10 protein-coding genes are annotated in these 22986 nt (G+C 64.7%); 6 read left to right on the top strand and 4 right to left on the bottom strand.

Features of this window, described 5'->3' with window-relative positions:
- The first annotated feature begins 557 nt into the window (after positions 1–557).
- Entirely contained in the window at positions 558–13232 is a 12675-nt protein-coding gene (locus tag Q5H93_RS12215; protein WP_305006813.1) for an FG-GAP-like repeat-containing protein, read from the top strand.
- Between the two features lie 304 nt (positions 13233–13536).
- On the opposite strand, the gene Q5H93_RS24200 is transcribed toward Q5H93_RS12215, so the two are convergent.
- Positions 13537–13719 carry a helix-turn-helix domain-containing protein gene (locus Q5H93_RS24200; RefSeq protein ID WP_369811016.1) on the bottom strand — a complete coding sequence of 61 codons (183 nt, stop codon included), beginning with the start codon at positions 13717–13719 and terminating at the stop codon, positions 13537–13539.
- 828 nt (positions 13720–14547) lie between these two features.
- Here Q5H93_RS24200 and Q5H93_RS12210 point away from each other — a divergent pair.
- Complete coding sequence (locus Q5H93_RS12210) at positions 14548–15900, top strand: SWIM zinc finger family protein (protein WP_305006812.1); 1353 nt, start codon at positions 14548–14550, stop codon at positions 15898–15900.
- A 79-nt stretch (positions 15901–15979) separates the two neighbouring features.
- On the top strand, positions 15980–19114 hold the full coding sequence (locus tag Q5H93_RS12205) for a DUF6493 family protein (RefSeq protein ID WP_305006811.1): 3135 nt from the start codon (positions 15980–15982) through the stop codon (positions 19112–19114).
- Between the two features lie 27 nt (positions 19115–19141).
- Here Q5H93_RS12205 and Q5H93_RS12200 read toward each other — a convergent pair whose 3' ends face one another.
- The gene (locus tag Q5H93_RS12200) at positions 19142–19861 is read right to left on the bottom strand and encodes an SIMPL domain-containing protein (RefSeq protein ID WP_305006810.1); all 720 of its coding nucleotides are present in this window, start codon (positions 19859–19861) and stop codon (positions 19142–19144) included.
- 242 nt (positions 19862–20103) lie between these two features.
- On the opposite strand from Q5H93_RS12200, the gene Q5H93_RS12195 reads away from it, so the two are divergent.
- Positions 20104–20718 (top strand): hypothetical protein, encoded by a 615-nt coding sequence (locus Q5H93_RS12195; RefSeq protein WP_305006809.1) that lies wholly within the window; start codon positions 20104–20106, stop codon positions 20716–20718.
- A 97-nt stretch (positions 20719–20815) separates the two neighbouring features.
- Here Q5H93_RS12195 and Q5H93_RS12190 read toward each other — a convergent pair whose 3' ends face one another.
- Both Q5H93_RS12190 and Q5H93_RS12185 read right to left on the bottom strand, forming a co-directional pair.
- Positions 20816–20977, bottom strand: a complete 162-nt coding sequence (locus Q5H93_RS12190; protein ID WP_305006808.1) for a hypothetical protein — start codon at positions 20975–20977, stop codon at positions 20816–20818.
- 24 nt (positions 20978–21001) lie between these two features.
- Positions 21002–21685 (bottom strand): DUF6882 domain-containing protein, encoded by a 684-nt coding sequence (locus tag Q5H93_RS12185; RefSeq protein ID WP_305006807.1) that lies wholly within the window; start codon positions 21683–21685, stop codon positions 21002–21004.
- A 175-nt stretch (positions 21686–21860) separates the two neighbouring features.
- Between Q5H93_RS12185 and Q5H93_RS12180 the strand changes: the two genes are divergently transcribed.
- Positions 21861–22385 carry an SMI1/KNR4 family protein gene (locus Q5H93_RS12180; RefSeq protein ID WP_305006806.1) on the top strand — a complete coding sequence of 175 codons (525 nt, stop codon included), beginning with the start codon at positions 21861–21863 and terminating at the stop codon, positions 22383–22385.
- 12 nt (positions 22386–22397) lie between these two features.
- The gene (locus Q5H93_RS12175; RefSeq protein WP_305006805.1) at positions 22398–22985 is read left to right on the top strand and encodes a hypothetical protein; all 588 of its coding nucleotides are present in this window, start codon (positions 22398–22400) and stop codon (positions 22983–22985) included.
- Position 22986 lies beyond the last annotated feature (1 nt).

The raw sequence follows: 22986 nt of genomic DNA, 5'->3' as shown, positions 1-22986 counted from the left end.
AATAGCGCCTCTAAAGGCCATATCGTACACCCAGAATGAGCACCCGGTCTCGGTGACCGGTCTCGGTGACCGGTTCCGCAAAGGTGTTACTATCCTGCAGCGGCCTGGTGTTGAGTTGGTCACGCAAGCCGCCCTGCGCACCGGTAGCGTCATTTCAACAGCTTTTACAGCAGTAATGATGGCCATAGTGACGGCGGATGGCAGCTTCTCTACAACACGCACCTAAACAGATATTTGCCAAGCTTTTTCGGCTACTGCAGTGGCTCCACTAGTAATCAGTGGTGCGGGGGCAGCAGGAATATTCCCAGCGCTGCTTACGTAGTGGCCTCGCCAACTATAAACTATACGGATGGTCACAGGGCCATCACCAGCGGGTCGCTCTGGCAAAGCCCGGCCGTAACGGCGCTAAAAAAAAAGAATTTTTAGACTGATATACCGAACAAATAGTAGGAAGTACGAACAAATAGTCAGACCTTTGGCGCCTGTTTTGCAAAATCCTTTGCTTGCGTTAAATACGGACGTTAGCAACGACTATCATCATTGTTCAGGAAGCTTATATGAAACACTTCTCCTCGAAAGGGATTGGGAGAGCAGCGGGGGCCATGCGCCGCCTGCTGATGAGCGCCGCGTTGCTGGCCCTGGCGCCGGCAGCGCAGGCGCAGCTGTTTGGCACCGCCACCACGTATAGCTCGGGCACGGGCGGCGCCCCGGTGGGCGTGGCCGTGGCCGACTTCAACGCCGATGGCAAGCCCGACGTGGCCACCGCCAACAACGCCACCAATACCGTGGCGGTGCTGCTGGGCTCGGGCACGGGCAGCCTCGGGGCCGCCGCCACCTACGGCACCGGCGCCGGCAGCGCCCCCCAGTGGGTGGCCGCCGCCGACCTGAACGGCGACAACTATCCCGACCTGGTAACGGCCAATACTGGCACCAACCAGGTAGGCGTATTGCTGAACAACGGTAGCGGCGGCTTCGGCGCTGTGGCTACCTACGGCAGCGGCGCCGCCAGCGCCCCCCTGGGCTTGGCCCTGGCCGACGTGAACGCCGACGGCAACCCCGACATCATAACGGCCAACAACGGCAGCAACACAATTGGCGTGCTGCTGAACGCGGGCGGCGGCAGCTTCGGCACGGTAGTGACCTACGCCACCGGCACCGGCACCGCCCCGCTGGGCGTAGCCATGGCCGACATTAACGGCGACGGCCGCCCCGACGTGGTGACGGCCAACAGCGGCAACAGCACCGCCAGCGTGCTGCTAAGCAGTGGCCCTGGCACCTTTGGCGCTGCTACAGCCTACGGCACCGGCGCCGGCAGCACCCCCAACGGCGTGGCCCTGGCCGACCTCAACGCCGACGGCCGGCCGGACCTGGTGACGGCCAACACCGGCTCCAACACCATTGGCACGCTGCTGAACAGCGGCACCGGCACCTTCGGCACCGTGACGACGACCAGCACTGGCGCCGGCAGCGCCCCCGCCGCCATCGCCCTGGCCGACGTGAACGCCGACGGCCGTCCCGACGCCGTGCTGGCCCTCAACAGCAGCAATGCCGTCGGCGTGCTGCTGGGCAGCGGCCCCGGCACCTTCGGCACCGTCACCAGCTACAGCGCCGGCCCCGGCAGCGCCCCCCTGGCCCTGACCCTGGCCGACCTCAACGGCGACGCCTTGGCCGATATTGTGAGTAACAATAACGGCAGCAACACCGTGGGCGTGCTCCTGAACCAGAACGCCACGGCCACCATCACCTCGTTTGCGCCCACCACCAGCCGCGCCGGCGCCACCGTCACCGTGACGGGCACCGGCCTGGCCGGCGCCACCGGCGTCACGGTTAACGGCACGGCGGGGACTATCTCGGGCACGCCCACCGGCACCTCCCTCAGCTTTGTGGTGGGTGCGGGCAGCAGCACCGGCCTTATTCGCATCAGCACGGCGGGCGGTTCGGCCACCAGCAGCACCAACCTTACCGTCATTCCGACCCCGGCCCTGGCCAGCACCACGCCTACCGTGGGCGCCACTGGTACCGTGCTCACCGTGACGGGTACCGACCTGCAAAACCCCAGCGCCGTTACCTTCACCGGGGTGGGCGGCACTTTCGGGGCCGCCGGCTACTCGGCCAACGCGGCCGGCACTACGCTCTCGAACGTGGTAGTGCCCAGCGGCCTGCAACCCGGCAACGCCACCTTCACCGTCAGCACCCCCGGCGGCACCACCAACGCCCTCAGCTTCCTGGTGTCGCTACCCCCGGTCATCACCAGCTTTGCGCCCGCCAGCGGGCAGGCCGGCGCGACCATCACCCTGACGGGCAGCCGCCTGGCCGACGTCACTGACGTAACGGTGAACGGCGTCGCGGCCGCCTTCACCCTGGGCACAGCCACCAGCCTCAGCTTCACGGTGCCCACCGGCACCGGCGCTACCCAGCAGGTGGTGCTGACCTCGCCGGGCGGCACCAGCGTGCCCAGCACGGCCTTCACGGCGCAGCTGCGCGTGACCAGCACCAACCCGGCGCCGGCGTTGAATACCGCGCTGGTGACCAGCTCCGCGCTGAGCACGACCTTCTCGGAACCCGTAACGGCCGCTTCGGCGCAAAACCTGCGGGTGTTTTCGAGCCAGGTGGGCGGCCGCAAGGCCGGCAACGTAACGGTGAGCCGCAGCACGGCTACGTTCCGCAGCAGCCTGCCCGGCAGCCGGGCCGACTTCAAGCCGGGAGAGCTGGTTGAAGTGACGGTGCCGGCCACCATTGCCAACGCCAGCGGCCTGACCGTAAGCAAAAAGGTGTACCAGTTTCGCACGGCCGTCGGCGCCACCGGCACCGGCAACTTCGCGGTGGCCTCCAACGCTCCCGCATCGCGCGCTGCCAGCAACGTATGCCTGGGCGACCTCGACGGCGACGGCGACCTGGACATGGCCACCAGCGGCAGCTACAGCGGCAGTGTAGGCATCACCTTCAACGACGGAGCGGGCAACTACAGCGGCGGCCAAATCATGACCTTCGACGGCGCGGCCGGGCTGGCCATGGGCGACCTCGACAACGACGGCGACCTCGACCTGGCCGTGGCCCAGGTATACCAGCAAGGGTCCTCGACCCTGCCCGTGGGCTGGGCCACCATCCTGCTGAACAATGGCAGCGGCAGCTTCAGCACCAACGGTACCGTGTCGCTGGGTACGGGCTCGGCGCCGACGCTGGCCCTGGGCGACCTCGACGGCGACGGCGACCTCGACCTGGTGGCGCCGCTCCGGCTGTACTCGGAGCTGGCCATCCGCTTCAACAACGGCAGCGGCAGCTTTGGGGGCGGCCAGACCCTGCCCTCGACCAACACCGCGCACGTAGTGCTGGCCGATATGGACGGCGACGGCGACCTGGACATCGTGCGCGACATAGGCAACGGCGGCAACGGCAGCAGCACCTCGATTGCGACGTATGTGAATAACGGCAGCGGCACGTTCGCCTCGGGTCCCGCCGGCTCCACCATAACCGCTGGCCAAAGCGTGAGCGTGGCCGTGGGCGACATGGACGGTGACGGCGACCTCGACCTGGCCACCTGCTCCTACAACTGGCCTGGGACGGTTGCTATCTGGAAGAACAACGGCAACGGCACCTACCCCAGCACCGCCGCCAGCAGCTCGGTACTGGGCGGCTATTATCCCAGCGACGTGGACCTGGCCGACGTGGACGGCGACGGCGACCTCGACCTGCTGGCCGTGAGCTCCGGGGCGCTCAACGTGCGCCTCAACAATGGCAACGGGATTATCGGCGGGGGCCAGACCCTGAGCCTCAGCACCGGTGGCGCCGAAGACAACCTGGCCACCGGCGACGTGGACGGCGACGGCGATCTCGATGTGCTGCTCGAAAGCTCCGGTTCGTCGGGGAGTTCGTATGGGGCCGTGAACGTCTGCCTCAACGGGCCTTCCTTAGTGCCCATCATCACCTCGTTCACGCCCACCAGCGGCGCCCAGGGTACCAGCGTTATCATCACCGGTACCAACTTCACTGGCGCTACCAGCGTGAGCTTCAATGGCACCGTGGCCACGGCCATTGCCAACAACACCGCCACCAGCCTCACGGTAAACGTGCCCGTGGGCGCCACCAACGGCTATCTTAACGTAACCACGGCCGCCGGCACCAGCGCCCCCAGCTCCACTATATTTATCGTAGTGTTGCCGCCCACGCTCACCAGCTTCACGCCCACGAGCGGGCCGGTGGGTACCAGCGTCACCATCACGGGCACCAACTTCACCGGCGCTACCGGCGTGAGCTTCAACGCCACGGCCGCCACGAGCTTCGTGGTGAATTCCAACACCAGCATCACGGCTACGGTGCCGGCGGGCGCTACCACCGGCCCCATCAGCGTGCAGGCCCTGGGGGGCACCGTCACCAGCACCGGCACGTTCACGGTAATTCAGCCGCCGGTGCTCAGCAGCATCAGCCCCGGCAGCGGCCCGACGGGCGTCGGCCTCACCCTCACGGGCACCACGCTCACCGGCACCACGGTTATCACCTTCGCCGGCAGCTCAAATAACACCGTCAGCAGCGGCTTCACCATCAACGCCGCCGGCACGCAGATTAGCGGCATCATCGTGCCCGCCGGGGCCATCACCGGCCCCGTGACGGTAACCACCCCGGTCGGCACCAGCAACAGCCTCACGTTCACGCTGACCGCGGCCCTGGCCGTCACGACCGTGTCGCCGACCATCAACAACCGCGCTGCTGGTCTGACCAGCCCCTCGCAGCTTACCTTCAGCCTGCCCCTGGCGGCCGGCGCCGAAAACGGCCTGCGGGTGCACTCGACCCTGCGCGGCGGCCTGCTCACGCGCGGCACCACCCCGGTAGTGCGCAGCGGCAATACCCTCACCTACACCCCCACGCAGCCCTACCAGGCCGGCGAGGTGGTGAGCGTGTCCGTCACGAGTGCCGCTATGGCTACCGGCGGCGAAACCTTGCCGCGGTCCAAAGTATACCAATTCCGCACGGGCGTGAGCACCGGCGGCCGCGGCCTCTTCCAGCTGGGCGCCGACCATAGCGTAGGCACTGGCCCGCTGGCCGTGGTGACGGCCGACGTTGACAACGACGGCGACCAGGACATGCTGGTAGGTATCGTGGGCGGCCCGAACGGCGCCGGCGTGAACGTGCGCCTGAACAACGGCAACGGCACATCCTTCAGCACTTCACAAACTCTGGCCGGCGCCAACAGCTACATCGCCACCGGCGACGTGGATGGTGATGGCGACGTGGACTTCGTGGGCACCGGCAGCTCATCGGCCTTGGTGCGCCTCAACAACGGGAGCGGCGTCTTTACCAACGGCCAGACCGTGAGCGCCAGTGGAGAGGTAGTGCTGGCCGACATGGACGGCGATGGCGACCTCGACCTGGTGTCGTCCGACTCGGGAGGAGTGGGCGTAAGCCTGAACGACGGCACCGGCACCTTCGGCGCCGGGCAGGGTACTACAACGGGCTTCTCCTCGCGCGGCCTGGTGGTAGGCGACCTCGACAACGACGGCGACCTCGATGCCCTGTCCGGCACCTTCAACTATCCGGCTTACGTGTACGTGCTGACCAACAACGGTTACGGCGCACTCACCAAAACGCAGACGGTTACCGTCAACGACTACGCCTACCAGCTGTCGCTGGGCGACGTGGACGGCGACGGCGACCTCGACTTTGCGGTGTGCAGCACCGGCACCGGCACCCTGGGCACCACCATTGGGTTGAATAACGGCAGCGGCAACTTCAGCACCCGCAGCGTGGCCCAGGAGAACCGCTCGTACGACGCGGTGCTGGCCGACGTGGACGGCGACGGTGACCCCGACCTGCTGACCTCGGAAGTAAATGACCGCCGAGTGCTGCTGCGTCTCAACGACGGCACGGGTATCTTCGGTCTGACCCAGAGCATTCCGGTAGGGTCGTATGTGTTGAATATCAACACGGCCGACATGGACGGCGACGGCGACCTCGACCTGCTGGTGAGTGACAACAACAACGGCAACGCCGGCACCGTGGGCGTGCGCTTCAACATTGGGGGCACCCAGCCCGGCATCACCAGCATTGCGCCCACGATGGGGCCGGTGGGCAGCACCGTCGTTATCACGGGCATCAATCTGGGTACGGCCACGGCTGTGAGCTTTAATGGGGTAGCGGCGACCAGCTTTACGGCTACTTCGGCCACGACTATCTCGGCCGTGGTACCCACCGGCGCTACCACCGGCACCATCACCGTGACCACGCCCAGCGGCGCGGCCACCAGCCCCGTCTTCACCGTGACCACGCCCAGCCTCTCGGGCGTGAGCCCGGCGGCGGCGGCGCTCGGCGCTACGCTTACGCTCTACGGCAGCAACCTCTACGGCACCCACACCATCACCTTTGGGGGCGGGGTTACCCAAACCAGCGGCTTCATCGTGAATGCCGCCGGCTCGCAGATTACCGGCGTGGTGATACCCGCCGGCGCCGTAACGGGCCCGGTAACGGCCACGGCCGGAACCGTGACCACCAACGGCGTGAACCTGACGGTGTACCAGCAGCCCACCATCACCAGCATCTCGCCCACCAGCGGCCCCGCGGGCACCAGCGTCACCATCACCGGAACCAACCTGACGGGCGGCACCGTGACGGTGCGGGTGAACGGCAGCACCGGCAGCACGGGCACCATCAGCAGCAACAACGGCACTACGCTGGTTTTCACGGTGCGCAGCGGCAGCACCACCGGCCCGGTGTACCTGAGCAACGGCGGCGGCACGGCCACCGGGCCCGTCTTCACCGTCCTGACGCCCCAACTGGCCGTCACGCAGAACGGCACCAGCTACCCCAGCAACGGCACGGCGTACAGTTTCGGCAGCCAGGTAGTAAACACTACCAGCGCCCCCGTCACCTTCACCCTGACCAACGCGGGTACGGCTGACCTAGCCATTTACAGCATTACGTCCGGGGGTAACTACGGTGTCAGCGGCGCTGTGCCCACCACGGTGCCCGCCGGCGGCACGGCCACCGTGAGCGCCACCTTTACGCCCCTAAGCTCCGGCACCCGCTCGGGCTACCTCACTATCTATTCCAGCCTGGGCTACTATTACGTGAACCTGACCGGCACCGGCGTGGTCGGTCCGGCCCTGACCAGCATTTCGCCCACGAGCGGCGCAGTGGGCAGCATCGTAGCCCTGAACGGCTCGAACCTGACCGGTACCACGACCATCACCTTCGGCGGCGGTGCCACGGTTACCAGTGGCTTCAGCGTGACGGCCACCCAGATTACCGGCATCGTGGTGCCGGCTGGTGCCACCACCGGCAACGTGACCGTGAGTACGGCCAGCGCTACCAGCAATGGGGTAGCGTTTACCGTGCTAACGCCACTGGCCATCACGGCCGTGAGCCCCGTGGCCAACCTGCGCAACGCCGCCCGCACCAGCCCGGTGCAGGTTGCGTTCAACCAGGCTGTTACCAGCGGCTCGGCTTCGGCGTTGAAAGTATTCTCCGGCCAGCGCGGCGGCTTGCTGACGCGGGGTGCGACGCCAGCCGTGGCCAGTGGCTCGACCCTGACGTACACGCCCGCCACCACCTTCCAGCCCGGCGAAACGGTGCAGGCCACGGTGACGACGGCCGCCACGGCCACAGCGGGCGGCAGCCTCGCGGCGGCGCGGGTGGTGCAGTTCACGGCGGCCGCCACGGGCGGCACGGGCGTCTTCAGCGGCGGGACTAACCCGGCCGTGGGCCTCTACCCCTATAGCATGACGATGGGCGACGTGGATGGCGATGGCGACCTTGACGTTCTGGCTTCCCATGATGACAACAATGCGGTGAGCGTGCGCCTCAACAACGGCAGCGGCACATTCAGCGGCACCACTGAGGTGGCCGTGGGTAGCTTGCCCCGCAGTGTAACGGTGGGCGACGTGGACGGCGACGGCGACCTCGACCTGCTGACTTCGAACTACGGCGCTAACACAGTAAGTGTACGCTTCAACAATGGCAGCGGCAGCTTCGGCGGCGGCTCGGAAGTATCCGTGGGCCCTACCGCTATTAATAACGTCTTCAGCGTAACGCTGGGTGATGTGGATGGCGACGGCGACCTCGATATTCTAGCCGCCAGCAACGACGGCAACACGGTGAGCATTCGCCTCAACAACGGTAGCGGCAGCTTTGGCGGTGGCTCGGACCCGGCCGTGGGCAGCGGCCCCTACACCGCCGTAGTGGGCGACGTGGACGGCGACGGCGACCTCGACCTGCTGACGCCTAACAGCAACGTGGGCACGGTAAGCGTGCGGCTCAACAATGGCCTGGGCGTGTTCGGCAACGGCACCGACCTGAACGTGGGCACCAACCCGTATAGCGTGGCCCTGGGCGACGTGGACGGCGACGGCGACCTCGACCTGCTGACGGCCAACTACGGCAGCAACGATGTGAGCGTGCGGTTTAACAACGGTGCGGGCGTATTCGGCGGCGGTACGGAAGTGGCTGTGGGCACCTCGCCCTACAGCGTGAAGCTGGGCGACGTGGACGGCGACGGCGACCTCGACCTAGTGACGGCCAACTTTAGCAACACCAGCGCGAGCGTGCGCCTCAACAACGGCAGCGGCGTATTTGGCGGCGGCACCAACCCGGTCGTGGGCGTTGCTCCCACCACCGTGGCATTGGCCGACGTGGACAGCGACGGCGACCTCGACCTGCTCACCGCCAACTTCGGTGGCACGGTGAGCGTGCGCTTCAACAACCTGACCACGCCCGCGCCGGCCCTCAGCAGCCTCTCGCCCACGAGCGGCCCGGTAGGCACCAGCGTCACCGTGACCGGCAGCAACCTGACGGGTGCCACCAGCGTGAGCTTTAACGGCACCACGACGACGGCCATCAGCAACAACACGGCTAGCGGCCTGACGGTGAGCGTACCCATCGGCGCCACCACCGGCAACGTAACGGTAACCACGCCTGATGGCACCAGCAACGGCCTCCCCTTCACGGTGACGGCCCCGCAGCTGGCCGTGGCGCAGGGCGGCACCAGTTACCCCAACAATGGAAGCGTCTACAACTTTGGCAACCAGGTGGTGAACACCACTAGCGCGCCCGTAGCATTCACCCTGACCAACGTAGGCAACGCGGCCCTGACCATTTCCGGCATTACCGCCTCCGGCAATTTCGCCCTGAGCGGCGCGGTTCCCACCACGGTGCCGGCCAGTGGTTCGGCTACGGTCAGCGCCACCTTTACGCCCACGGCCAGTGGTGTTCGTAATGGCACGCTGGTGATTACCTCCAGCCTGGGCACCTACACCGTGAACCTGACCGGCAACGGCCAGACGCCGGCCCCGATGCTAAGCAGCATCAGTCCGAATAGCGGTACGGTGGGCACCAGCGTTACCCTCACGGGCACGAACCTGACCGGTGCCTCGTCCATTAATTTCGCGGGCGGTACCGCTGTAACCACTGGCTTCACCGTGAATGGCGCGGGCACGCAGATTACCGGCATCGTGGTGCCCGGCGGCGCCGCTACCGGCAACGTCACCTTGACGACGCCCGGCGGCACCAGCAACGGCGTAACCTTCACCGTACTGGCCCCGCAACTGGCCGTGACGGAAGGCAGCACCAGCTACCCCAGCGGCGGCGGGGCTTACAACTTCGGCTCGCAGGTGGTAAATACCCCCGGCACCGCCATTTTCACCCTGACGAACGCAGGCACGGCGGCCTTATCGATTAGCAGTATCACGACCACCGGCGACTACGCCACCAGCGGGGCAAACCCGAACACCATCATGGCAGGGGCCACGGCGGCGGTGTACGTCGTCTTTACGCCCACGGCCGTGGGAGTGCGCCCGGGTACACTAATGATTACCTCCAGCCTGGGCACCTACACAGTGAACCTGACTGGTACCGGCCGGACGCCGGCCCCGGTGTTGAGCAGCCTCTCGCCCACGAGTGGGCCGGTGGGCACCAGCGTCACTATTACGGGCAGCAACCTGGGCGGCGCCAGCAGCGTGAGCTTCAACGGCACGGTGGTAAACAGCAATGCTTTCACCAGCAACTCGGCCAACAGCATCGTACTGAACGTGCCGGTAGGTGCTACTACCGGCAACGTGGTAGTAACTACAGCCGGCGGCACCTCAAACGGCTTGGCCTTCACGGTACTCACCGCGCCCATCATTGCCAGCGTAGCCGTGCCGGCCAATGGCACCTACGGCCCGGCCGCCGCCAGCGCCTTCCGCACCCTGGACTTCGTGCTGACCTTCGACCAGGCCGTAACCGTGACCGGTACGCCGCAGTTGGGCCTGACCATCGGCAGCGCCAGCATGGCTGCCAGCTACGTCAGCGGGTCGGGCAGCACCGGCCTTACCTTCCGCTACATTCCGCAGGTGGGCGACTTCGATGCTGACGGCATTGCCGTGGGCGTGCTGACGCTGAACGGCGGCAGCCTCCGCAGCAGTGGTGGGCTCAATGCCAGCCTCGCGCTGCCCACCCTGCCCAGCACGGCTGCCGTGCTGGTGGATGGCGTGGCGCCCACCGTGGCCAGCCTCGTGCGCTACGCGCCCACGGCGCCCCTCACCAACGCCAGCGGCAGCACGGGCGTGGTGTTCCGCCTCACCTTCACCAAGCCGGTGACGGGCGTTGGCGCCGCCATCATGGGCCTCACGACCGTTAACTCGGCCCAGGGCGCCATCGGTAGCGTCACGGCCGTGAGCGGCAGCGTATACGACGTGGAAGTGCGCAACCTAACCGGCGACGGCACGCTCACGTTGTTTCTGGGTTCTAACACTGGTATCGCCGATGCGGCGGGCAACGCGCTGGTGCGCGGCGCGGCGGTGTACGAAACGTATCTGCTCGACCACACCGCGCCCGTCACGACCATCAGCAACCAGCCAGCCGCCACCACAACCAGCACCACGGCCAGCTTCGGCTTCGCTGCCACCGATGCCAACGGCGTGGCCCGCTACGAAACCAGCCTTGACGGTGCAGCCTTTGCCTCGGCTGCTTCGCCGGCTAGCTACTCCGGCCTGAGCGTGGGCGCGCATACCTTCCAGGTGCGGGCCATCGACAACGCCGGCAACGTGGAAAGCCCAGCCCTCAGCTACACCTGGACGGTGCAGGCCCTTACGCCCGCACCGAGCCTCACGGCCCTCACGCCAGCCTACGGTGTGGTAGGCGATGCCATCACTATCAGCGGCAGCGCCCTGAGCGGCGCCACGGCAGTGAGCTTCAACGGCACCGCCGCCAGCTTCACCGTGAGCTCGGCCACCAGCCTTACGGCCACGGTGCCGGCCGGCGCCAGCACCGGCAACGTGACCGTGACCACGGCCGGCGGTACTTCGAACGGCCTGCCCTTCACGGTGCTCACTGACCTGAGCATTAGCACGGGCACAATGGGCAGCCCGGTAGCCATTGCCGCCGGCAACTACCGCAACGTGACCATCACCGGCACGGGTGCGGCCAGCCTGGGCAGTGGGGTAGTGGCGTACGGCAGCTTCGCGGTGCAAGCGGGTGCTTATCTGAGCACCAACTGCCAAGTGCTGACGGGTATCGGCAGCTTCACGCTGGCGGCCAGCAGCACACTAGCCATCTGCAACGCCGAGGGCATCGGTGCCAGCGGCGCTATTGGTGCGGTGCGGGTAACGGGCAGCCGCTCGTTCTCGACCGATGCTAACTACCTCTACAACGGTACCGTGGCCCAGCAAACGGGTACCGGCTTACCCGCCCGGGTACGCAGCCTGACGACGACTAACCCCGCCACGCTGACGCTGACCGCGCCTACCGCCGTCGCCCAGACCCTTACCATCGGGGCTGCCGGCAACCTAGACTTGAGCGGCCAGACGCTGACCTTGCTCTCGGACGCTACGGGCACCGCCCTGGTAGTGAACAGCGGCAGCGGTGTGGTGACGGGCGGCACGGCCACCGTGCAACGCTACCTGACGACCACGAACCAGGGCCTAGGCTACCGTCACTACAGCTCGCCGGTGCGTGGCAATACGCTGGCCGACCTGCAGACGGCTACCTTCACACCCGTTTTCAACCCGACCTACAATACATCAGCCACACCTAATTACGTCACGCCTTTCCCAACAGTACTGGGCTACGACCAGGCGCGCGTAGCCGGGCCCGCCAGCACGTACTCCGGCTTCGACAAAGGCTGGTACTCGCCCGCCACCAGCCCCACCACCCCGGCTGCCTTCACCGTGGGCCAAGGCTATTCGACGTACTTGGCCGGGACGGAGAAAGTGGACTTCACCGGCACGCTGAACACGGGTACGTACGCGGTTAACCTGGCCCGCACCACTGGCCCCACAGCCGCTGCTGGCGGCTGGGCCCTGGTGGGCAACCCCTACCCGGCTCCCATCGATTGGACGCGCATCGCGCCGGCCGACCGCCCTGGGCTGGATGCCTCCATCTATGTGTATGAGAGCAGCAGCGCCTACGGTGGGGCCTACCGGTCCTATGTCAACGGTGTGGGCAACGGTTCGCCGCTCATCGGCGCGGCGCAGGGCTTCTGGGTGCAAGTAAGCACGGGGCAAACGGCTGGCTCGCTCACCTTCCGCGACGCTCATCGCCTAACGAGCTACGCTACGCAGGTGCCGGTGCGCCGCACAGCTGCCGATACCCGCCCGCAACTCCAGCTGACGCTGGCCGGGGCTGGACTCACAGATGATGTGTACCTCTACGCCGAAGCCAGCGCCACGGCAGCCGTCGATGCCGCCTTTGACGCGACCAAGCTGCTCAATCCGCACGGCTTGAACGTGGCCACGCTTACAACGGCAGGCCCGGCACTGGCCATCGACGGCCGGGCCGACCTGAGCACGGCGACCACCATTCCGCTGCAAGTGGGAGTACCTGCCGTGGGCAGCTACACCTTCACGGCAACTGCTCTGCAAAACCTGGCCCCCGGCACCACGCTGGTGCTGGTAGATGCCTTGCAGAACACCCGTACGGCGCTGGCGGCGGGCGTAAGCTACGCTTTCACCACCACGACCACCACGCTGCCGGGCCGCTTCTTCCTGAACCTAGTCTCGGCCGGGGCGCTGGGTATGGCTGACAACGCGCTGGCGGCTCAGGTGCTGCTGTACCCGAGCCCGGCCCACGGCACGGCCACGCTGCAAGTGCCTGCGGGTCTGCGCACCGGCCCGGCGGTGCTGCTCAACGCGCTGGGTCAAACGGTACGGCAGTTGTCCCTCACCAGCGCCAGCACCACTGTGGACCTGCGCGGCTTGGCCGCTGGCGTGTACACGCTACGCCTGACGGCCGCTACCGGCACTATCACCCGACGCTTGGTGGTAGAGTAGTAAGAAGCCCCTGTAAGAGTGCAAAAAGCCCTGCTACTTCTTCTTAGGTAGCAGGGCTTTTTGCATGCTAATGGCAAGCGTTTTTATGAGGTGATACTATCCCACGGGTTTTTATAAGAACAATCGGCATTCAGGATAGCGGATTAAAATCATGAAAATAAATTCTATGAAATCCAACCACCGAAAAATGAGCGCCCGCCCAGAAGCACTCACCCGGTCGACGAAAATCATTCCTTTCGTCCGCAACCACCCCCACCTTTATATAGAATAGCCCTCAGTATATAAGCAACTCACCCTTCTCGGCCTACTTATCCTGGGCCTGGTTCATACCCCTGCCCGACGTCGTTATTGCCGCGTGGTCCATTAACTCGTGCATTTGCAAGTCTAGGGCTCTTGCTACAGAAATTAGCAGGTCGAGGTTAGGGCTGGCAATTCCAAATTCGATGCGGTAAAGAGTCGATTTGTGAACGTTAGATAAATCGCCCAGTTGTTTTAAAAAAAGCGAGACTCCGAAAACGGCTTGGTTGTCAGGCCATACGAGTTTGCCACTATCCCTGCGACCGTTTCTACGGGTTCCAACTAGCTGCGGAGCACGGCCACCCCATCCTACCAGTACCAGCAGCGAATGGCGCCTTAGAAGGCTATGCGGAAACCTTGCCAGAAAAGGCCCACAAACTTGCGTTTTCGGGGCTTTCGGTACAGTGTTGCTTTTCGCACAGGAAACAGTAGCCGCCTATCATCTACTTGTCAAGCACTTACCATTCACATAATTGCTGTGTACCACTGGCCAGAACCTGGGCCCTTACGCCAGCGCGCACTGCCCATTTCAGATAAAATATTAAATATTTATAATAATACCTTACCCAGGAAAGTCATGCTTTCGCCTACGTCGGAATTGACGTAGTACTGGCGCAGGTACCTTTCAGAATGAAGTAGGCGAACTATAACGATATCGCTCGCAAAAAAACGATTTCGTTTTCGGAAATGGGCTGTTGCTTGAAAAGGACAAGAAACCGCAAAGATTCTTTGGCCAAAAAATCGTGACTGTATCCAAATAGCATTTACAGCTAGCTCAGTCAACAACTAATTTTTTGAGCATTCGACCTGCTTTGGCAAACGCAAACTGCTAATACATCACTAGCACCGTCCTTCATTCGCACATTTCCGTTATCCAAAATGCACTGTCGTTCAGTTAACAAAAATTAAATGACAAATTTTTTAGCATAATGGCTAAACTTTTTACGCCTGCTTTGCGGTACTACAGCAGCCCGGGGTAATTCCCGAAGCCCCCAACCCCACTTAACAACAACTGCTCATGGCTGATTTCGCATATGCCTACGTCCAAGCTTCTTCGCTAACGCCCAGCGCAACTGGCAACGTATTGTCGCTGGCGGCTTATGCCGAGGATGCGCCGGCGCGTGGAGCGGCCTGCTTCTTTCGGGGCGGGCTGCGCAACTCCTGGCTGGCCGCCCGCGGACTAACCACGTTAGCCAAAGTAGTAGCCTCTCGCTTCGTGCCGCAGAGCGCGGCCCTGCGCGACCCTATCGTGACGGCCGGGGCAGGGCTGCTCCGCTTCGAGGCATTTTCATCGTGCAACGGCGTATACGCCCGCCTCGACCTGGGCCCCGAGGCGCTGGATGGCGAATTTCTGGCCAGCGGCACCACCAACGTGGACTTCAATGAGCCAATGGTGAACGCATTGGCCCGCGTGGCCCGAACCGAGCCGGTACTGCTGCGCGTAGGCGAGCAGGAGATAGTTCTGGAGCGTGCCGCCGGCACCGTGACCGAGCGCAAGGTGTCGCTGCCCGAGCGTTGGATTAAGGGTCTGACCGCCGTGCAGGGCTACCTGGCGACTATGGAGGAACGACTGATTCTGAACCGGGTGCAGGCCACGCAGCTGGTGCAGGGGCTACCAGCGGGGGCCAGCCGCGGCGAGTTGTTTCTGGTGCTGCGCGGGTCGCGGCCGAGCTTCGTGCCACTGAGCAGCGCGGGCGCGGTGCGGGTGGGCGGGGCGCACCGCCTGCGGCTGCTCGACGGGCTGCTGCCGCTTTGCGAGAGTTTGCGCGTGTATGCCACGGCCGACGGCCAGGCCTCGGCCTTCGTGCTGGCCCTGGGCGGCGGGCACGAGTTTGTACTGGCCCTCAGTGCCGAAACCAACCGGGGCTTCTCGGGTGAAGGCAACCAGCTTGATACGTTACTCGATGAACTGCCTGCCGAATGGATTGCGGGTGCTAACAAGCTGTTTCGGGGCAACGAAACCTTTAACCCGTCGCTGTTTGCGCTGGAAAATGACCTCGCCCCGGGCACCGTAGACCGGCTGTGCGCCAGCCTCTCGGCCATGGGTCTGCTGGGTTTCGATTTGCGCAGCAACCACTATTTCTACCGCCGCCTGCCCTTTAAAATGGAGCGCATCCTGAAACTAAACCCACGCCTCAAGAACGCCCGCGCTTTGCTCGAAGCGGCCGATGATGTGCAGCTGGTGGGCGTGGGGGCCGGTGGGCGCAGCGAGGTGCGCGTGCGCGGTACCGATGTGTGGCACACCGTATTGGTAGGCGGGAGCGAGCCGCCGCGCTGCACCTGCCAGTGGTTTACGGGTAATCAGGGCCAGCGCGGGCCGTGTAAGCATATTCTGGCGGCGCAGCTGCGGTTTGGCACCGAAGCGGGGTAACAGCCCTTGGGTGACAGCCCGATTTTACGCCTGGCGCTAGCCTAGCCACCTTGGATTTAGTATTCTTATTGACAATAACATGCCTGCCATCTCCGCTGCCGTCGACACTTTTGAACAACTCATCCGGCGCGGTACGGCGGCCGAGCTGACGCCGTTTCTGCTGGCGCTGGAAAAGGCCGACGTGGTGCCGGTGCGCACCCGCGCTAAAAGCCTGCATAAGGAGCTGGACGAGTATGTGAAACGCGCCAACGGGCAATGGACGCGGCTGATGCAGCCCGAGCAGGACCTGATGCTGTATCTGACCGGCCTGGCTACCTACACGCAAAAGGAGGCCTTCGGCCGCGGCCTGCGGGCTGGCCATTACCTCAGCGTCAATCCGCGCTTTCGCGCCGAGTGCAACCCCTTGCCGTGGGTGTGGGCAGTGCTGCGCCACGCCCGCCCCGCCTGGCTGACGGAATGGATGGTGCGTAACGACCGCAGCAGTCCCTGGACGACACCAGACTACGATATGCAACAGGCCTTAGTGGCCGAGGGCCTGCTGGAGCCTGTGCCTGCGCTGCTGGCACAGGCCGCCGCCCGGCAACTCGACACAGTAGGCAGTGAGCTGGATACGGCGTTTGCCCTGGCGCAGGAACAGGCGAAGGGCAAGAAGCTGAATAACTTGCAGATTGAGATGTGGGCCGATTTGAAAACGCGCTGGCCTGCCCTGGCGGCTGGCGGGGCGCTGCCGTCGTTTCGGGGGCTGGTGCTGGCGGCGCTACGGGCCAATTCGGTGCTGTTGCGTGAGGGGCTGCCATTGCTATTCGAGTTTGACACGCCGGCTGACTCGGTGGCTACGTATTGCCACAGCCTCAAGCCTGTGGAGCACCTGCGCTGGCTCGACGTGCTGCCGGAACTGGTGGAGTCGGGGCACCTTGAGCGGGATTGGGTGCTCACCAACTGCCTGTTGGCGCTGCGCCGCGACTTCCGTCGCCCGTTGTTGACGTGGTTCAAGGAAATATTCGGGGCCTTGCGGCCGACGCTGAACGAACGCCTGGCCCGGCAAAGCGAGCTGGTGGAGCTGCTGGCCCACCCGCTGCCGCTGGTGGTGAATTTCGCCCTCGACCAGCTCAAGGACCTATGGGCGCTGGATGATTTTCAGCCGGAAGCCCTGCTGCTTTACGCCGACAACCTGATGACCCGGCCCGACCTCAAAACCGGTCTCAAAACCTTGTTTGGCGGCTTCGATAAGCTATTGAAAAACAACCCGGCCCAGGCTCCTGCGCTGGCCGGCCTCTACAGCGCCGCCCTGGCCCACCCCGATGCCGGCGTGCAGGAGCGGGCCGCCAAAGGCTTGGTTGCGCTGCTGAACCCTAAAAAGCCCCTGCTCGACGCCGCCGCCACAGCCGAAGCCGTGGCCGCTGTAGAGGGCTTGGGCGAGTTACTGAGCACGTCGGCCCGCACGCTACTGGCCGCCTGGCTGAGGGTTACTCCGGCTTCGGCGGCCGAAACGGTATCTTATGCGTCCCGCCTTGATTTCACGCCCGATATTTCCGCGGCCACGGCCATTGCCCCGGTGGCCGACTGGCACGAACTCCTATTCCTGACCGGCCAGGCCCTGCAGCCCGACCAGCCCGCTGCCCAGGAGCGCTGGCTCGATGGCCTGCTACGGCTGCGCACCCAGTACCCGCCCGACCATGCCCGGCAACTGCGGCCTTACCTGTTGCAAGCGCTGCCTTACTTACTGAAAGGCAAGACCGAAGCCGAAACGCTGGACCTGCTGCGCAACTTCAACTACGGCCAGGGCCGGGTGGGGCAGCACGATTTCCTGTTGGCCCTACTGCTAAGCTGGTACGGTGGCTTTGCCCAACCGCAGCTGGCGCGGGTGCGCCTCGCGCCCCAGCACCAGCTCTACCCCGACCCGCTGCTGGCGCTGGCCCTGCAGCGCCTGCTGGCGACTGAAAAACGCCTCGCCGCCGGCGGACCGGCACTGCCGCTGCTCAGCACGCCCAGCCACGCCCCACACTGGGTGGCTCCTACGGCGCTCGTGGCCCGCCTGCAAGCTTACGAAGCCGCCGCCACCGCTCCCGACGTAGCCGACTTGGTGCTGGCCCTGAGCCGCCTGGCCTGGAGCGCACCGGCCGACGCGGCAGCAGCGCGAGCCCAGCTCGCCCATCTGCAGCACACGGGCCTACGACAACTTCTTGACTGGCTACTAGCCCCAGTCGATGCCAGCCGGCCCCTGCCAACCGTACAAGCGCCCGACAGGTCGCTGCTGCGTAAGGCGGCCAGCCGGTTCAGCCAGTGGGTGTCGGGGGAGGCACCGGTGCCGCCCGCGCTGGATGAGGTGCTGCCCTGGCTGTGGGCCGTAGCGGCCCGCACCCGTCTGCCGCAGGCAAGCTTACCGGCCCTGGCGGCGCTGGGCGACTACCCCGGCCTGGCTACTCCTTGGGTGCCAGCCTGGAGCGTGGCCACCCGAACCGAAATCTATAAACAACCCTGGAACAAGGACGAGCCCGAGCGTGCCTACCACTACCGTGAGCTCAGCGTGGCCACGGCGGAATCGGCCACGCCGCCCTCGCCGCTGCTGCTGTATTCGCTGCACGCCCGGCTGCCGCAGAAAGACCACACCTACCTGTGGGCACTGGTGGAGGACCACAGCTTTCTGCTCTCGCTGCTGCCCAACAACCCCGCCCCGCTGCAGTGGCATCTGCTGCGCTCGGCCTTTCGCACCAGCGAAGGCTACAGCGAGGAACACGCCCTGATGAATAAGCAGTTGCACGCCCTGCTGGTTGATGGCCCTCCCTACAACGAGTCGGCCTCGACGCTGCTGGCGGTGGGTTTGCTATACAATTTTCCGGCGGGCCGCGCCTTAGCCTGGGAGGTGGTGCTGGCGGCCGTGGGCACCGGCCGGCTGGTGCCTGCCGCACTAGGCTTGGCGCTGGGGCGGCTGCTGGCCAGCGCCTACGCCCCCGTGCTGCGCCTGGCCGAAGCCCTGCCATCGGCCCGGGGTATTTCGCCTGCCACCGACGACGCGCTGCGGCAGCTACTGGAGGCGCTGCTGCCCGAACTGCCCGCCGAGCCCCTGCGCAACACCGCTAAGCTGCTGGCGGCCTACGCCGACCTGCGGCCTGTTTCTGCGCCGCCGGTGCCCGCCGTGGTGCAGGAGAAGCTGCGCGCGTGGCAGCCAGTGGGTAGTCTGAAAAAGGCCATTACCGCTTTGTTGAAGGCCTGATTGCTACTTTTCCAGCACACTTCCTGGCTACTCGATAACCGACGACAGGCTGCACATGCTGTCGAAGCGCAGCAGCTCGGGGCTCACGGTGAAGCCCCGGCCACCGAAGCTTTTGCTATACAGCTCAATATCGGCCGAGGGGCGGTAGCCGTTAGTGTTGCTGCTTTCGGGGCTCGATGAGTCGCTGACTTCGAGCACTGCGCCGCGCCGCACGTGCAGGGCCGCACACATCTTGTCGGCGGTTTTCACGGCGTCGGCCAGGGCCAGTACGTCGGCCTCGCGGCGCAGGCTGTCGGCCCGGCTGTGGCCGTAGCTCAAGTCCTTGATGCGGCTGATGGGCGTGGCCAGCAGTTCCTCCAGGTAGGGCGAAAGCTGGCGCAAATCGTTGATACGGACCGTGACCGACTGCGTGGAATTGAATCCTACAAAAACCTGCTTGTTTTTGACGTAGTCAAATTCCTTATTCGACGAGGTGCTGCTCACGCGCACGTCGTTGCGTCCCGGTGCGTAGCGCTTCGACAGGCGCAGCACTTGGTCGGTGACGCGCTGCACCTCCGTCACGGCATCGCGCAGGCGGGGCCGGGTGAAGGCGGCATCCACCGTCAGCTCGGCATAGTCGGGATACACGGTGACGTGGCCGTAGCCTACGCTACGCACCTGGCGCGGGGTAGCAGGCGGGGCGGGCTGGCAGCCGCCCACACTTCCGACGAGCGCAACACCCACTAACACAGCAATAAATTGACGCATGAGGTCTGGCGGTAAAGTGGCAGGAGAATAAAACAGCGACCCTGTAAAGGTAGGCTCGGTCAAAGCAGATTCGCCGCAACATCCGATTTGGTGATACTTAAACGTGGCAATCGTGCTTTTAGCATTCGGCGTAAACCCTTTTCTGTCTGGCACCACCTAAAGCCGCGTACCAGTACGCATAGAGTCCGCTCAGCCAAATCCGTACCCTTACCTGACTCACCTGACGTTATCCTTCTCAACCAATGCCTTACCCCATGTCTCTTGATGATGCTTTCGCTGAAATACGTCGGTTCTGGCCCGGTGGCTTGCCGTTTGAGTTTGGCCAGGGCAAAGCGGCCGGGCGGCTGGCCCACGAATTCAGTCAAGCCCTGCCGGCTGAGCTGGTTACTTACTTGGATTTCATTGCGCCGGCGCAGGATGTGTACTTCGATACCGTTGGCACCCCCCTGCGCCTGTACGGCCTCGAAAGCCTGGGCGCCCGGCAGCCGGGCTACAACTGGAACCCGCGGCAGCAAGCGCCCATTGCTGGCTGGAACCCTGCCTTTTTCCTGCTGGCCGATGAGGGCGCCGACCCGGTAGTGCTCAATTTGAGCCAGCCCGCGGCTGGCCTGCACAAGCTGCAGCACGGCGCGGGCAGCTGGCAGGCGGGCGAAGCTGTGGCCGATACGCTGGGGCAGTTTCTGCTGTGCAGTGCGGCGCTGCACCATGCCCTCCACGCGTTTGAGGAAGAACCGCTTGTGGACGATGCCCGGGGATTTAATCTGGCCCCGCAGGCGGCGGCGTGGCTGTTTCCACAGATGAAGCAGTGGGCTGGGCCGCACTATGCCGCGTGGTGCGCGGTATTTGATAATGCCTGAAAATCACCAGAATTTTCGCCACGGCCGGCGCTGCTGCTCGCGCAGGGTTTGTTGCAGCAGCTCTAGCAAGTCTGCGTCGATGTGGATGGGCGGCGCGCTACGGCACCTGCTCCAGGCCATCGGCCTTGAGGTAGTGGCCGGTGAGGGCCAGCGAGTGGGCTTGCTCGTCGATGGTGGCGGGCTCGGCCCCACACTGCAGGCAGGGCGCGAAGGCGTCAACGTTAACCTCGCCGCCGGCAAACCAGATGGCAACGGTCATGACCGAAAAGTAAGCAGGACTGCCCTAGCGGCCGCCAGTGCCTTGGAGGTTGGTTAGCCGTTCCAGGCTGTCGAAGGTGGCGGTAAGCGTACCAGCGTCTACGGTGGCCGTCACGGCGTCGGCGGCTTCGGCTATGGCATAGCCTTTCGCGCTGAGATAGTGAATAAAAGCCGGACGGTGACGCATTTCAAATACGCTGATGACCTGCGGAAAAACGGTCGTAATACGGGCGAAGTCGTTTTTGGCTACCTCGTCAATCTGCTCGCTCTGGATGGTGACGACCAGCGTGCCTTGCCCGTAGTTGGCCAGGTAGTAGCCGCTGGCTCCGAACATGCCGCTGGCAATGGAGCCGATAGCGTGCAGGTCCGTCTGGGTGGCATCGAACTGACTGACCGTAAGTAACTCAATACTGTATTGCTCGCCGTAGGCGCGTAGCTGCCGGGCCTGCGCGAGCAGCGGCTCCGGCAGGTCCGATTGCTCATTGGCCCAGGCCCACAGCCAGGTTTCGGAAGAATGCGAGAAGGAGCCCAGCACCTGCATGGGAAACACCAGCTGCGGCCCGAAGGAAATGGTACCGGCCGTCATATCGACGTTCCAGGAGTTGTCGCCAATCACTTCGTACACATCATTCTGCTTGTCAAACGCCAGGGCGGCGTAACGCTCCAGCAGCTCTTGCTCGGTCTGGGCGGGGGGAGTGGTGGCGGGCATGGAGGGAAGAAATGTATGGTTGAGTAAAGCCAGCAAGTCAGCGAAGACTTTACCGCCCCGCCCCGCAGAAGGTTGCCGCCGGCTCCCGGCCGAAACCGATACGGACCACCCCAATGGCACCCAACGCAGCGGCAGGCCTTGCGTATGGTTGAGCCGGAGCTTTCCATCACTGCCCATGACCTTACCCGCCGATTTCGACGCCCAGCACTTCTGGGCCGACAGTGCCTACGCCACCGAAGCCCACACCGAGCCCGCCCCTAGCAACGAGCTGATTGCCCGCGTGGAAGCCGACCTGGGCTACCGCCTGCCCGCCTTCTACGTAGCCCTGATGCGGGTGCGCAACGGCGGCATTCCGGTGCATACCTGCTTCCCCACCACCGAGGCCACCAGCTGGGCCGACGACCACATTGCCATCACCAGCATCAGCGGCATTGGCTACGAGAAGCTGTACTCGCTCTGCGGCGGGCTGGGCAGCCAGTTTATGATTGACCAGTGGGAATATCCAGCCATCGGCGTGGTGGTGGCCGACTGCCCCTCGGCCGGCCACGACCTGGTGATGCTCGATTACCGCGCCTGCGGCCCGCAGGGCGAGCCCGCCGTGGTGCACGTCGACCAGGAAAGCGACTACAAAATCACCTGGCTGGCTCCCGATTTCGAAACCTTTGTGCGCGGGCTGATGCCTGAGCCGGGATTTGAGTAAGCACGTTCCACGATGATTGCGCCACTGCTTCTTCCGGCCCTGGGATTACTCCTAACCAGCTTGTTGCCGCCGGCCTCACCGCCCGCGGCCCCTCCCCTGCCCGCCGCCATTCGCCGCGCTCTGCCCGCCGGCTACGTGGTGCTCGAAGCCGAGCGCGGCGACCTGAACCGCGACGCGCTGCCCGACTGGCTGGTGGTGCTGCACCGGCCCGACGAGCAAAAAACGTCCGACGTCATCGACCACCCCACCAAGCGGCCGCTGCTGCTGTTTGTGGGCGGCGCAAACGGCACGTTCACCCTGGCCGCCCGCACCGACAACGCCGTGTACTGCGTGGACTGCGGCGGCATAATGGGCGACCCGTTTACGGGTCTGGCCATTAAAAAAGGCTACTTCACGGTGGAGCACTACGGCGGCAGCGCCCAGCGCTGGACGCGCTACGTGACCTTTCGCTACGACGCCGCCACCCGCAGCTGGCTGCTGCACCGCGATGGCAGTGAGCATTTTCACGCCCTCGACCCTGAGCACGGCACCACCACGGCCCGCACCAGCAAGGATTTTGGCCGGGTGCCGCTGCAAAAGTTTGACATTTATAAGGAATAGC

Source organism: Hymenobacter aranciens, assembly GCF_030580865.1.
In the GTDB taxonomy this organism is placed as follows: Bacteria; Bacteroidota; Bacteroidia; order Cytophagales; family Hymenobacteraceae; genus Hymenobacter; species Hymenobacter aranciens.
The sequence above is the reverse complement of the archived record's forward strand: the minus strand, read 5'-3'. Positions and strand labels throughout refer to the sequence as shown.

Excerpts from the sequence above, each read along its gene's own strand:
- Q5H93_RS12215 (WP_305006813.1), top strand. The coding sequence starts at position 558 with ATGAAACACTTCTCCTCGAAAGGGATTGGGAGAGCAGCGGGGGCCATG.
- Q5H93_RS12210 (WP_305006812.1), top strand. The coding sequence starts at position 14,548 with ATGGCTGATTTCGCATATGCCTACGTCCAAGCTTCTTCGCTAACGCCC.
- Q5H93_RS12205 (WP_305006811.1), top strand. The coding sequence starts at position 15,980 with ATGCCTGCCATCTCCGCTGCCGTCGACACTTTTGAACAACTCATCCGG.
- Q5H93_RS12200 (WP_305006810.1), bottom strand. The coding sequence starts at position 19,861 with ATGCGTCAATTTATTGCTGTGTTAGTGGGTGTTGCGCTCGTCGGAAGT.
- Q5H93_RS12195 (WP_305006809.1), top strand. The coding sequence starts at position 20,104 with ATGCCTTACCCCATGTCTCTTGATGATGCTTTCGCTGAAATACGTCGG.
- Q5H93_RS12190 (WP_305006808.1), bottom strand. The coding sequence starts at position 20,977 with ATGACCGTTGCCATCTGGTTTGCCGGCGGCGAGGTTAACGTTGACGCC.
- Q5H93_RS12185 (WP_305006807.1), bottom strand. The coding sequence starts at position 21,685 with ATGCCCGCCACCACTCCCCCCGCCCAGACCGAGCAAGAGCTGCTGGAG.
- Q5H93_RS12180 (WP_305006806.1), top strand. The coding sequence starts at position 21,861 with ATGACCTTACCCGCCGATTTCGACGCCCAGCACTTCTGGGCCGACAGT.
- Q5H93_RS12175 (WP_305006805.1), top strand. The coding sequence starts at position 22,398 with ATGATTGCGCCACTGCTTCTTCCGGCCCTGGGATTACTCCTAACCAGC.